General features: G+C 46.6%; 13 protein-coding genes and 1 tRNA gene. 8 read left to right on the top strand and 6 right to left on the bottom strand.

Features of this window, described 5'->3' with window-relative positions; all coding sequences use genetic code 11:
* On the top strand, positions 1 to 356 hold a 356-nt coding region (locus L2082_RS03270; RefSeq protein WP_446011447.1), incomplete at its 5' end, for a YebC/PmpR family DNA-binding transcriptional regulator.
* On the opposite strand, the gene L2082_RS03265 is transcribed toward L2082_RS03270, so the two are convergent.
* The gene (locus L2082_RS03265; RefSeq protein WP_446008608.1) at positions 308 to 541 is read right to left on the bottom strand and encodes a hypothetical protein; all 234 of its coding nucleotides are present in this window, start codon (positions 539 to 541) and stop codon (positions 308 to 310) included. The genes L2082_RS03270 and L2082_RS03265 overlap by 49 nt on opposite strands.
* Here L2082_RS03265 and ruvC point away from each other — a divergent pair.
* Both ruvC and L2082_RS03255 read left to right on the top strand, forming a co-directional pair.
* Complete coding sequence (gene ruvC / locus L2082_RS03260) at positions 440 to 865, top strand: crossover junction endodeoxyribonuclease RuvC (protein WP_446008613.1); 426 nt, start codon at positions 440 to 442, stop codon at positions 863 to 865. The two genes, L2082_RS03265 and ruvC, sit on opposite strands and share 102 nt — an antisense overlap.
* 25 nt (positions 866 to 890) lie before the next feature.
* Positions 891 to 1,298: a ribosomal maturation YjgA family protein gene (locus tag L2082_RS03255; protein WP_446008607.1), complete on the top strand. Its 408-nt coding sequence runs from the start codon at positions 891 to 893 to the stop codon at positions 1,296 to 1,298.
* Between the two features lie 68 nt (positions 1,299 to 1,366).
* Here the strand turns inward: L2082_RS03255 and L2082_RS03250 are convergent.
* A tRNA-Arg gene (locus L2082_RS03250) sits at positions 1,367 to 1,443 on the bottom strand.
* Positions 1,444 to 1,620: 177 nt separating this feature from the next.
* Between L2082_RS03250 and L2082_RS03245 the strand changes: the two genes are divergently transcribed.
* A complete protein-coding gene (locus L2082_RS03245; RefSeq protein WP_446008606.1) occupies positions 1,621 to 2,349 on the top strand; it encodes a phosphatase PAP2 family protein in 729 nt (242 codons plus the stop codon).
* On the opposite strand, the gene L2082_RS03240 is transcribed toward L2082_RS03245, so the two are convergent.
* Genes L2082_RS03240 through L2082_RS03225 form a run of 4 tightly spaced genes read right to left on the bottom strand, consistent with a single transcriptional unit; the run spans position 2,346 to position 7,709 of the window.
* The gene (locus L2082_RS03240; RefSeq protein ID WP_446008605.1) at positions 2,346 to 3,278 is read right to left on the bottom strand and encodes a lysylphosphatidylglycerol synthase transmembrane domain-containing protein; all 933 of its coding nucleotides are present in this window, start codon (positions 3,276 to 3,278) and stop codon (positions 2,346 to 2,348) included. The two genes, L2082_RS03245 and L2082_RS03240, sit on opposite strands and share 4 nt — an antisense overlap.
* Positions 3,279 to 3,281: 3 nt before the next feature.
* Positions 3,282 to 4,724: an LptF/LptG family permease gene (locus L2082_RS03235; RefSeq protein ID WP_446008604.1), complete on the bottom strand. Its 1,443-nt coding sequence runs from the start codon at positions 4,722 to 4,724 to the stop codon at positions 3,282 to 3,284.
* 27 nt (positions 4,725 to 4,751) lie between these two features.
* Positions 4,752 to 6,134, bottom strand: coding sequence for a M23 family metallopeptidase (locus L2082_RS03230; RefSeq protein WP_446008603.1), 1,383 nt, complete (start codon positions 6,132 to 6,134; stop codon positions 4,752 to 4,754).
* A gap of 57 nt (positions 6,135 to 6,191) precedes the next feature.
* Positions 6,192 to 7,709, bottom strand: a complete 1,518-nt coding sequence (locus L2082_RS03225) for an Rne/Rng family ribonuclease (protein WP_446008602.1) — start codon at positions 7,707 to 7,709, stop codon at positions 6,192 to 6,194.
* Positions 7,710 to 8,024: 315 nt separating this feature from the next.
* Here L2082_RS03225 and holA point away from each other — a divergent pair, with 315 nt between their 5' ends.
* From holA to L2082_RS03205, 4 genes are all read left to right on the top strand, one after another.
* The gene (gene holA / locus L2082_RS03220; protein ID WP_446008601.1) at positions 8,025 to 9,392 is read left to right on the top strand and encodes a DNA polymerase III subunit delta; all 1,368 of its coding nucleotides are present in this window, start codon (positions 8,025 to 8,027) and stop codon (positions 9,390 to 9,392) included.
* Between the two features lie 193 nt (positions 9,393 to 9,585).
* Positions 9,586 to 9,900: an ATP-dependent Clp protease adapter ClpS gene (gene clpS, locus L2082_RS03215; RefSeq protein ID WP_446008600.1), complete on the top strand. Its 315-nt coding sequence runs from the start codon at positions 9,586 to 9,588 to the stop codon at positions 9,898 to 9,900.
* Positions 9,901 to 9,946: 46 nt separating this feature from the next.
* Complete coding sequence (gene clpA / locus L2082_RS03210; RefSeq protein ID WP_446008599.1) at positions 9,947 to 12,229, top strand: ATP-dependent Clp protease ATP-binding subunit ClpA; 2,283 nt, start codon at positions 9,947 to 9,949, stop codon at positions 12,227 to 12,229.
* A 118-nt stretch (positions 12,230 to 12,347) separates the two neighbouring features.
* Positions 12,348 to 12,689, top strand: coding sequence for a hypothetical protein (locus tag L2082_RS03205; protein ID WP_446008598.1), 342 nt, complete (start codon positions 12,348 to 12,350; stop codon positions 12,687 to 12,689).
* Positions 12,690 to 12,833 lie beyond the last annotated feature (144 nt).

Raw genomic sequence — 12,833 nt, 5'->3', positions numbered from 1 at the left:
TGTGCTCTTCCGATCTTGGCGTGATCGTGGTGGATGCCGAAGGCGTGGAAGAAGAGGAGCTAATGGAATTGGCTATTGAGGCTGGTGCGGAAGACGTGGTCGAAGAGGAAGGCAGCTTTCGAATCCTCACCACTCCCGAGGACTTCAACGATGTGGTTGATACCTTGGAAAAAGCCGAGATTAAGATGGATGAGGCATCCATCTCAATGGTACCGCAGAATACTGTGGAAGTGGCTGAAGAGAAACCGGCCAAGAATCTGCTGAACCTGCTGGATAATCTGGACGATCATGACGATGTCCAGAAGGTTCATGCCAACTTCGACATCCCGGATGAAATCATAGAGGCCCTGTCATAGACAATTTCCGGCCTCTTTATCGGCAAGGCGAGCCGGTACGGATTATCGGCATTGATCCCGGCTCCCGGATTACCGGCTACGGCATCATTGATAAGCAGGGGGCAGGGCTTGGCTTTGTCACCTGCGGCACCATCCGCACCGGCACAGAAAAAGATTTTTCCCGGCGCCTCCTCATCATCTTTCAAGGGATCTCTGAGGTTATGGAACAGTATAAGCCGGAGGTTGCAGCAGTGGAAGATCTGTTTTCTGCCCATAATGTGCGCTCAGCCCTTAAGCTGGGCCAGGCTAGAGGTGCTGCCGTGACAGCAGCCATGAACCAGGGTTTACCGGTGGATGATTACACGCCTCGGGTGGTCAAACAGGCCGTGGCTGGCTACGGGCATGCTGAGAAAGAGCAGGTGCAACACATGGTGCGCACCTTGCTCGGTCTCAGCGGCGCACCGAGTAGCGATGCTGCTGATGCCTTGGCTGTGGCTATCTGTCATGCCAATCATATGGATCGGTTGTAGTTCTTTCGAGTCAAGGAGGTGATTTATGGGTACTGTTCAGCGCAACCTGCTGGTTTATCTTCCATTGATCGGCGTAATCATTGCCCTTGGACTGCCTGCCCGTCTTGTTCCTCATTTCCTGCCCAACTGGTATGTCACCTATGCCGGTGATTTTCTCTGGGCCATGCTGGTCTTTTTTCTTTACGCACTCCTCTTTCGCTTTTCCACGAAAACATGCATCGTTGTTGCGCTGCTGACTGCCTACCTTATCGAACTTTCCCAGCTCTTTCATCCGGCCTGGCTGGACTCTCTCCGTTCCATCCGCCTCTTTGGTTTTATCCTTGGCTTTGGCTTTCTCTGGTCTGATCTTGTTGCCTACACCTTGGGGATCTCCTTGGCAGCCGGTATTGATTGGTTGTTGCTCAATACGGTATGCAAAGATGCTGATTATTAGTGTGGGAATACTGCGGGGGAAGAAAAAAGAATGTTTTCGGGGTGAGAGGGCAATGTGTTTTTTTTACATGGTAGGCGAGGCGGGATTCGAACCCGCGACCTTCGGCTTCGGAGGCCGACACTCTATCCAGCTGAGCTACCCGCCCGTACTCTGGGTAAGGAATGCCTGTACGATGAATAAGTATGAGAATCAATATCCAACCTCTGGCATTCGCTGACCCAATATAGTATTATTACTGTACGTCTGTAAATAAAAAAAAGCTCTATCCAATAAAGAAAATCCAGCGTTCTTGTTACTTGCCCCTCAAAAGAGGGGAAATCTGTTGACCCTTTTGTTTTTTATGCAGAAAAAAAGATTGACCGAGTTGGCAGCAGTGACTGTTGCCCTCCTGTTGGTGACCGCCGTTCTCTGGCTCACCGATGCTGATCGTTTTATCACCTCGCTTGTTCCCCGTGACCTTACTATTGCTGCTGTGCTTCCTGAGTGCAACAGGGCCTGGCCTGTGGGAAATCTTTTTCCCTGGAATATCCTGTATGAGGTTGCGCCGATCCCGGCAGTTATCCTTGCTGTTTCAGCCGTATTTGTTCTGTTGATGGGTTTTTTTCGTGAGCGCTTTGCCCATTGGCGTAAAAAGGCTCTTTTTATCCTGTTGTTGCTTGCCATAGGTCCAGGGCTGGTTATCAATGTCCTGCTTAAAGGAGAGCTTGGCAGACCCCGTCCCCGTCAGATCGTTGAATTTGGTGGAGAGCATCAGTTTACCCAGTGCTGGCAACCGGGCGGCGGAGGCAGCAATAGCTCGTTTCCTTCCGGTCATGCTGCGATTGCTTTTTTTCTCATGGCCCCTTGGTTTGTGTTACGGGATGGAAAGAAACGGTATGCAGAGGCCTTTTTGGTTACTGGCCTCCTGTTTGGCACCCTGGTTGGCGTTGCCCGGATTCTTCAGGGAGGGCATTTTGTCAGCGATATTCTATGGGCTGGAGGGATTTTATATCTTGTAGGCAGTCTGTTAGGGCTTGCCTTGGGAATGCATAAGGATGGTGTGGCTGATTAGGGATGCAAGTGAGGAGGCTTGTTGCTGCGGATTGAAACGATAATGCCTGGAAGTGATGCAGCCAGCGTGACCAGCCCGTAGAGCAGGGATAAGGTCAGTATCTGTGATTTTTCCGCTCCGATCAGGAGGAAAAAGGCCACCATCGCTCCTTCGCGGACTCCCCATCCAGCCAGTGATATGGGTAAAAGAGTCAGCAGGATGACTGGCGGAACCATGACAAAATAGGTCTGTATAGAGAACGTCAACCCTATCCCTTGACCGAGAAAGAAAAAGGTACTCATGGAGAAAAGATGAACCAGGAGGGAAAGACTCATTTGACTGGAGATGGCTGGCAGCGAAGAGTAAACTTGAAAATAACGCTCTGAAAGGCGACCCAGAAAGCCCAAGTATTTACCAACAGTAAAAAAGGAAAAATTACGCAGAAAAAAGAGGAGAAAGAGACCGGTTACCAAGATAATAAGAATGAGCAGGAGGGGATAGTAGACTTGTGTTGGTAACAGGTTGTGATTGAGCAGGATGGCAGCAATATTCAGAAGCAAGAGTCCGGCTAAGCCTATAATACGATCAATAAAGACACTAAAAAAGGCATCTTCAGTAGAGCTGGTGACTTGGGCGCAATCATAGATACGTACCCCATCTCCGCCAATACTGGTGGGAAGCCCTTGATTGAAAAAGGCCCCTTTAAAATAGCTGCCAAGGTAAAAACTCAAGGGAGCGTTGAAGCCCAGGCGATCAACGATGAGCTGCCAGCGATACGCAGCCACTGTGAGACTGGCCAGCTGGGTAAGCAGGGCAACAAGGAGATGGAGCGGAGAGATTGTTGTGACTGCTTTAAGAACCTTTTCTGGATGGATACTACGAAAGATCAGGAAGAGGAGCAGACCAGTGACCACGAGTTTCAGACTGTATTGCAGACTTGTCTTGGCCATTGATCAGGTATGGTATGTATCAACCTGGATTTTGCAGTATGGACAGGGGGCAAAACCAGCCTCATAGGCAACAAAGGTGCTGTTGAACTGAAGGGTGCAGTTTTTACAATGGTATTGTTCGCAACCCGGTAGGTGAAAGACCCGTTCCTGGGCATCAGCATGGACCAGCATTCCTTGCCAATCCGGCTCGTTTTCTGGTTTCTTATTCCCTTTACTCCGGCGTATGCTCAGGATCTGGTGGAATAAAGTGGAGAGTCTCTTTAGTGGGTTGAGGAAGAGGACATCAATAACATATTCTATCCACAGGGTCAGGCGTTCAGAGAAAATCGGGCGTTCCTGCTCAACCCTCCAGAAAATAATTCCTGTGATAATTGCAAAAATAACATTGGGCAACCACATGCCTGTCAGCAGGGACACGGCCATATCTTCTACCATGACTCTGAACAGGGTAAAAACAATATAATAGAGGACAAAGAATCCTAATCCCAGAGGGATGCCAACGGCCTTACGTCCTGGGCCAGCCTGCAGGCCTAAGGGTAATCCTAAGAGGCTGAGGATGAGGCAGCCCACGGGCAGGGCCAGGCGATGGTGGTACTCTGTCAGATAAATGATGCCAGCCGGGGTATCAACTCCGTACTTCTTGGCAGCGGCCTGGAGCTGTTCCTGTGACATGCTGCCCCGGCTCAGAAGGGTGACATCATCCCCATCAATACGGGTAGGCGGTTTTAAAGGGATATTGAGCTGGTACCGTTGGAAGCGGACGATCTGGCTATCCAGTGCATCGGTATTATGCAAGGTACCCCTGCTGAGCACGATGGTGACAGACATGGTACTGATATCTGCCTTCATCCGGCCTTTTTGGGCCATGATGATAATGGGTTGCTCCCGGCCACGCATGTCTGAGACATAGACACCGTTCCAGTGCTCGTTCTCATCAATATCATCAACATACACAACAAGGTCGCCCAAGGCCTCGGTGAATTTTTTTTCCTTGATTCCACTGTCTATCTTTTCCTTTGCCAGCTGGAACATAAGTTGGTGCATAGCAGTTTCACCAGCCGGAATAAGGCGGACTGAGAAATAGCCTGTCAGGGCTGCGATAAAGGTAGAGACAATAATAACAGGTGGAAGCATCTGCCGCAGGCTTATACCACAGGCCTTGAGCGCGAGAATTTCCCGTTCATTGGTGAGACGGGTAAAACCGATAATCACCCCGGCCATGCTGGCCATAGGAATAACATAGAGCAACATGTGCGGGAAAATATAAGAAAAAAGCCGGATGAAATCGGGAAAATTTATTCCCAGTTCAAGGACGACCTCAAGCAGCGGAATGAGTCGGATAAGGAAAAAGACCCCGTACAGGATAAGAAAGCTGGCAAAAAAGGGAGCAAGCAGTTCTGTTGCCAGATAGCTGTACAGAAGAAAAGGGATACCGTTGCGCTGCATGGTGTTTTATAAGATGTGAGTGGCTTTTTATTGGATAATATTGTTAATATTCACATCAATCCAGTGCTGATCCCACCATTCAACCGGGGTGACAAAGATGCCGTGGACCAGCATGGAAAAGTGAAGATGATCGCCTCCAGCCATGCCTGTGGTGCCTGAGTTGCCAATAACCTCTCCTTGTTCCACGAATTGCCCTGGTTCAACCCCAATTCGGCTGAGATGAGAGTACAGGCTGGTCAGGCCCTGGCCATGATCTATCATGATCATGTTACCGTAAATGCCAAGATAATTTGCAAAGATGACTTTTCCTCTGTTTGCAGCTTCAATAGGGGCCTTTGCTGTTGAAGCAATGTCCATGCCCAGGTGGGTTTGGTAATCAATGGCCTCTCCTTGGTAATAATAGGTCCGTTGATCAGCAAAACCAGCCTTGCCAGCTCCGGCCATGCGGAGGAAGCGACCCTGCCATAATTGTTCACTTGCGGTGTTTTTGCAGATGTCAGCAATTTTTTCCGCATTGCGAATGCGAACCTTCCTGTTGACAATAAGATATTTTTCCAGGTTGCTTCCTGTGAGTTCCGGGTAGCTGTTTTGGAATTCCGGAATTTTTTTATTGAGAAAACCGTCTGAAACGTAAATGCGGTCTTTCCTTTCTTTTGCAGCCTTTATATGCATGGAAAAGATACTGCTTCCTTCATTACCAGCCTGATCCACTCCTACAACCCGCATCTGTTCTGGTTTGCCACTATCCCAAGGCAGAGCAATGTATGCTATAAATCGTTTTTTGCTGCCTGCAAGAGGGTATCCCTGAAAAAAGCTGTCATCCAGCATAACCCCATGACGTTTTGAGGGCTCGGAGATGCTGTAGACCACAATGCCACTTCCACCTGGTGACATATATTGCTGAGCATGTTCAATATGAACCCGTGGAGGACTGGTGTCAATAGTTACCGGGAAAACATGGGTTGTCACATTACCCTGTAAATTGCCGTTCAAAGAAAAGTCATGGACAGAAACCTGAAGTTTGGCCTTGCCTTCTTGGGCCTCGGTCTTTTGAACATCCAGAGTAAAGGTTTCCTGAATTGTATCAGGACCTGCTTTTGTGAGCCAGGCCTGACGGGGAAAGCTTTTGCTGAAGAGCTGGAATTCTTTTTCGTTTTGTTGAAGAACAATAGAGACGTGTTGAATACCACTTCGTTGATCTGCTGCCTGTACCTGAATTTCCTGGGGGCTACCAAGAAAGAGCAGGTCTTTATTCAAGGTTATTGTTGGTTTTTCTGTCTCAAAGAGTATGAAACCGGCTGCCACACCAGCAAGAAGAATAAGGAGGATGAGGGTGATGAGGACGTTGCGACCCAGTCTTTTTTTGCTGGAACGGGAATTGCCTATTCTGCGTTTGTTTTTTGAGATCATGGTAGCAGGTAAGATAAGGAGTGATCGTTTGAGGGTTTAAGCTTTTCTTTGAAAAGATTATTCGTCCCAGATAATCTCATATTGTGGTTTATGAAGATTGTACTCTGGAGATACAGTAATTTTTTTACCAGTGGTTTTTTCAAGATGGTGAAGGTGATGCGCTTCCTTTTGGGACAGAGTGTTCGCAATATGAGGATGCACCTTAATCGTTATATTTTTGCCATCAGCATGACGGTTGTCTCGGTATATTTTACGAAAAATTTCATAACAAACAGTCTGTCGTGATTTGACAATACCTTCTCCGCCGCAATGATAACAGGGCTCGCACATCAGTTGGGACAGGCTTTCACAGGAGCGTTTCCGGGTCATCTGAACCAGGCCAAACTCTGAAACCTTGAGGATGTTTACCCGGTTTTTATCCTTGCGCATAGCCTCCTGAAAGGCATTATATAGTTCTTCTCTATGCTGTTCTGTTTCCATATCTATGAAATCAATGATAATAATTCCACCGATATTGCGAAGTCTAAGCTGGTAGGCAATCTCTTTGACTGCCTCCATGTTTGTTTTAAAGATAGTCTCGTTGAGATTATTTTTTCCAACATAACGGCCTGTATTGACATCGACCACTGTTAACGCTTCTGTGGTTTCAATAATAAGGTATCCACCAGAACGGAGCCAGACTTTTTTGTCAATAGCCCGGGCAATATCCACCTCAATGCCGTAGGCATCAAACAGGGGAACCTCACTGTCATAATAGACTATCCTGTTTTTCAGCTTGGGCGCAAAGGTAAGGACAAAGTTGAGAAGGCGCTCATGCATACTTTTTGAATCAACAACAAGCTCATTGACACTGTCTGTAAAGAGGTCTCGCACTGCCTTGAGAACCATGTCCAGATCTTTATAAATCAGGCAAGGTGCTTTGGCTCGTTGGGCCTTGGAGTGAATATCATCCCAAAGCAAGAGAAGAAACTCCATGTCTGCTTCAATTTCAGCCTTGGTAACATTTTCAGCAACAGTGCGGACAATAAATCCTGTTCCTTCTGGTCGCAGTTGCTCAATTTTTTGCCGGAGTTCCTTTCGAATACTTTCGTCTTCTATTTTACGTGAAATGCCGATATGATCGGTAAAGGGCATAAAAACCAGGTTGCGGCAGGGAAGGGTGATATGACAGGTCAGCCGGGCACCCTTGGAACCGATGGGCTCCTTTTCAATTTGCACTAAAATGGTTTGCCCTTTTTTGACCAGATCTTCAATAGCAGGATGAGATGAGGTGTTGGATTCCCCATTCTTTTCTGACCATGAAGAATGCTTTCCTGAATGTCTCTCTGAGGTGGAGAGCTGTGACATTGATGTGTCAATATCATCAACATATAGAAAGCCTGTACGATCAAGACCAATGTCAACAAACGCAGCCTGCATACCTGGCAGTACCCTGACTACTTTGCCCTGGTATATATTGCCCACCAACCCTTTTTCTGTCAGACGTTCAAGGTGGAACTCAAGCAGGTTGCCACGTTCCACCACCGCAATACGGTTTTCATAAGGTGTTGCGTTTATTACAATGTCTGTATACATATTGCGATATTGCGAGTACTGTCAGGATACTTTTTTCGGACAGGGTTTTTATTGTAAAGAGTCAGAGCAAAGTTTTAGCAGATGTAGAAACTTATTTCCTGAGCAAGCATCAGGGTACTTTTGTAAATGCGAAAAATGCTTTATGATACTCGACAACAAAGGAATTTCCCAGAAGAAATTTTTTACTGCATTGGCCAGTGAAGAATATAAGCAAGAATTGTTCTATAGTTACGTCTGGCTTGAAATTTTTGAAATGTATCCTATGCTGTGTTGTTGTCCCTTATCACCAGAGGGATGAAAGTTGGAGGTATTGCCATGCCTGTTTATGAAAGAAAAACACTGCCCACCCTTTTACAGCAGATCAAAAAAGGGGAGGTTGTTCCTGCTTATCTGTTGATCGGAGAACGTTATCTCTGCCAACAGGCCGCAGACCAGATAGCCACCTTGCTCTGTACTGCTGGAGGAACGGTCCATAGTATTGACGGTGATACAGAGGATAGCAACCTGACTCTTTCTAAGCTCAGAAGTTTTAGTTTGCTGGGAGGCCGGCAGATTTTCAGAGTGAATAATACAAGATTATTTCATTCTAAGAATGTTGCCCAGGCAATTTGGAAACGGGCCGTACAGGCCCATGAAGGTAACAAGCCTGAGAATGCCTTGAAGTATCTCCGGGCCATGATGGAAGCGGGCGGTTTAGAAGCCAATACAGCAGAAAATGATCCTGCCAGCCTGACTGCTGCCCAATGGAAAAAATGTTTTGGTTTTGCCAAGCCTGCTGAAAAATTAGAATGGACAGGAGAAATTCTTACCCGTTTTTCCGGTCAACAAGAAGCAGAATCAAGCAGGATCAATCTTTCCCAAAATAACGGAGAAATGGTGCTGGCAACCCTTGAAGGAGGAATACCAGAGAATAATATTTTGATGCTGTTGGCTGAAGAGGTTGATAAGCGTAAAAAACTGTTTAAATCCTTTAAGGAAAAATATGCAGTGATCAATCTGCATGTGGATACCGGAGCAAGTACACAGGCCAAAAAGGTGCAACAGGCAGTCCTGCAGGAACAAGTAGCTGCTGTGCTGGGGAAGATGAACAAGACAATGGCCCCAGGAGTGATGGAGCAATTACTTGAGCGGGTTGGCTTTCATCCAGTTGCTGCAGTCATGGAAACTGAAAAACTGGCCTTATCTGTGGGAGAGGCTGAAAAAATTACCATGCCAGACCTGGATCGTATGGTTGGCCGTACACGACAGGAGGCTTTTTTTGAGCTGACCCAGGCAATCAGTGAGAAAAAGCCAGAACAGGCCCTGCTTATTGCTTCACGGCTTCAGGAAAATGGTATTCATGCCCTGGCTCTTGTTGCAACCTTGCGTAACTTCACCAGGAGTTTATTGCTCTTTCGCATTCTTCTGGAACAGCGACAGTATCATTTTCGCCCTGGTATTTCAGCAAATGCGTTTCAGGAACAATGTTTGCCAGCCTTAAAAGAAAATGAGCGTTGGAAAGCAGAGCTTTCTGGTCATCCTTTTGCTGTGTACATGCGCTTTAAAGCAGCTGCTTGTTTTTCCATTCCTTTTCTTCGTTCCTGGTTGCAGGATATTTTGGCAGCAGATATGCGCCTGAAAGGGTCTTCTGTGGATACAGAGACTATTATCCAGCATTTGATTCTTTCTATGATGACTGCCTGATATTTGAAGTCAAGAAAGGAAGCTTGCAAAATCATCCTTGGGCATTACAATACAAGAAGGTAAGGAGAAGAATCTTTATGAGTAACGCCGGACATATCGGGCTGTTTTGTATTGACCCGAAAAGCATGTGTATGCTGAAGAATGGATGGCAAAAGATTGACATTTGAGATTTTAACAGCATATAATCAAGAAGATGGGAAAAACAGATTCAGGACATAAGGAAGAGATACTGACCAGGGATAAAAAAGATTTTCAAGAACCTCCCTTGTATAAGGTGCTTCTCCATAATGACGATTATACAACCATGGAGTTTGTGGTTATGGTGCTGGAAACGATCTTTGGTAAGGATACCTCAGAAGCAACCACGATTATGCTTAATGTCCATCATCAGGGGATGGGAGTAGCTGGAGTATACTCCCGGGAAATCGGAGAGACCAAGGTGTCTGAAGTGCATCAGACAGCCCGGAAAAATCAATTTCCGTTGAAATGTTCGTTAGAAAAGGCATAACTGACCTTTCTGCATTGAGACGGTGTACTTTACCCATAATACTGCTATGTTGAGTAGAGAATTAGAATTAGCCTTGATCAAGGCCATTAAAGAGGCTAAGGCAAAAAAGCATGAATATGTGACAGTTGAGCATATGCTCTGGGGGCTTTTGTATGATGATCTTGCCGCTCATATTATCAATAAATGCGGCGGTGACAATAATTCAATCAGAGAACGGCTCCAGTCCTTTCTTGCTGGTGGTGTGCCGCTCTTAGGTGCAGGCAAAGACGAGCCCTCTCAGACCGTTGCCTTTAACCGGGTTCTGCAGCGGGCTGTTAATCATGTCCAGAGTTGCGGAAAAAAAGAAGTGGATACCGGCGATGTCCTGGTTTCAATTTTTGCTGAGCCAGACTCTCACGCCGTTTATTTTCTGGGCAGTGAAGGTGTTGGCAGAATGGAGGTTGTGGAGTATATCTCTCATAATATTCCGGAAAAAATACAGAAAAAACCTGCTCCTCAACCAGATGACTCGGCGTCTGCTGCGAAAAAGCAAAAAGGCAAAGAGGATGTTCTGGAACAGTTCACAGTGAATTTTGCAGAACTGGCTGAGCAGGAGCGCATTGACCCCCTGATTGGGCGTAGCCGTGAACTTGAGCGGATGATGCAGGTGCTTTGTCGTCGACGAAAAAATAACCCCTTGCTGGTTGGTGAGCCAGGGGTGGGGAAAACAGCCATTGCTGAGGGCTTGGCCCTGCGTATCTATGAGGACGGCCTTGCCCGAAAAGGAGGAGAGGAAAAGGAAGAGCCAGACCCTGAAAAACTGGTACCGGATTTGCTGCAAGATACCACTATCTATATGTTGGATATGGGTGCCTTGGTTGCCGGAACAAAGTACCGCGGAGATTTTGAGAAAAGGCTCAAGGCTGTGGTGACAGCTGTGGAAGAGAAAGATAATGCTATCCTCTTTATTGACGAGATGCATACTATCATTGGAGCGGGTGCCACCAGCGGGGGGTCTATGGATGCCTCCAACCTTTTGAAGCCTGCTTTACAGGCCGGAACCATTCGCTGTATTGGCTCAACAACCTATGAAGAGCATAAAAATTATATTGAAAAAGACCGGGCCCTGTCCCGTCGGTTTCAAAAAATTGATATTGAAGAGCCTTCGATTGAAGATACCTGTGAGATCCTGAAAGGTTTGCAATCCCGTTACGAGGAGCATCATAATCTTTCCTATTCTGCGGAAGCAATCGAAATAACAGCTGAACTTGCTGAGCGATACATCAATGATCGTTTTCTCCCGGATAAGGCTATTGATGTTATGGATGAGGTCGGAGCCTCTTTGCGTCTGGCAGGGAAGATTGGTGAGACAGTAACTGTTGAAGATGTGGAGAAAATTGTCTCTAAGATGGCAAGGGTTCCTGTGGTATCTGCAAATAACGATGAAACCGATGGACTCCGTCATTTAGAGGATGAGCTCAAGTCTTTAATTTATGGTCAGGATGAGGCTGTGAGCGAAGTGGTACAAGCCGTGAAACGTTCTAAGGCTGGTTTGGGCAATCCGCTCTCACCCACAGGGTGTTTTCTTTTTGCCGGTCCTACTGGCGTGGGGAAAACCGAGGTGGCCAGACAGTTGGCCCAGTCTATGTCTATCCATTTTGAGCGTTTTGATATGAGTGAATACATGGAAAAACATGCTGTGGCACGGCTTATCGGTGCTCCTCCGGGCTATGTTGGTTTTGAGCAGGGTGGTTTGTTGACAGATGCCATCCGCAAGCATCCCCATACTGTGCTCTTGTTGGATGAAATTGAAAAAGCCCATCCTGATGTTTTTTCTATCTTGCTTCAGGTGATGGACCACTCAACCCTGACTGATAACAGTGGACGGCGGGCTGATTTTCGCAATGTCATCCTGATCATGACTACCAATGCCGGTGCCCGTGAAATGAGCGAGAGAAGCATTGGCTTTATCGGCGATTCCAAAGGAAGAGAGCAAAAAGCCCTGAAAAATCTTTTTACCCCGGAATTCAGAAACAGGCTTGATAGTGCCATCACCTTTCATGCCTTGGAAATGGGTGCGGTTGAGCGGATCGTTGATAAGATGGTGATTGAGCTTCAGGCCCAGCTGGCAGATAAAAATGTCGAGATCTCCCTGACCCCGGCAGCCCGGCGTGGTCTGGCAGAAGAGGGGTATGATCCGGCCTATGGTGCCCGTCCGTTGCGCCGGCTGATTATGAAGGAAATCGGCGATGTGCTGACAGAGGAGATTCTTTTTGGTAAACTCAGCAAGGGGGGCAAGGTACGTATTGGTCGTCGGAGGGGAAATATGACGTTTTCTTATCCTGAATAATTTATTTTTTCGTCATGAAGAAGAGGTGTTGGGGTCAGCCTATGGGATTCATAGTATCTACTTTAATATATCCTGTGCATTAACTGTGCATTAAGGATGAACCGAAAAGGGGAGAAAAATGGTTAAGAATATTATTTATATTGTTATTGTTGCGGTGATTGGAGTGCCATCCTGGCAGATTGGCACCGTGATGCTGGAAAAAAAGAAAACAGGCTATATGCTTCAGGAGCAGGCCAATAAGATTAAGAAATATGACAATCCAGAGCTTATAAAGAAAAAAGTGGAGGAGAATCTGGAGCTTATGGGGTTGCCGACCAAGTTTTCTTTGAAATCTCTTGAACGAAGGAAAATCCAACTTAATTACACCTATCATGGGGATGCCACGATTTTTGGCTATACCTATTATCAGGTAGAAGAAGAGATGGAGAAGATAACCGAAGATGGTGAGTTTGATCGGTAACAGGAGAGAGTAAATTCGAGTGATATCCGCATTACGGAATCCAGGGCAAACAGATCAGTCCTCCCCTGTTTGCCCTGTTTTTTTATCCCTCTCTTTTGGTAAATACTTCAGCCTCTCCAGCCCAGCTTTTTTAGCCAATTTTCC

This window comes from Candidatus Electrothrix sp. (genome assembly GCF_052785085.1).
Note: the sequence above shows the minus strand (reverse complement) of the source record. Positions and strands in the feature narration are given on the sequence as shown.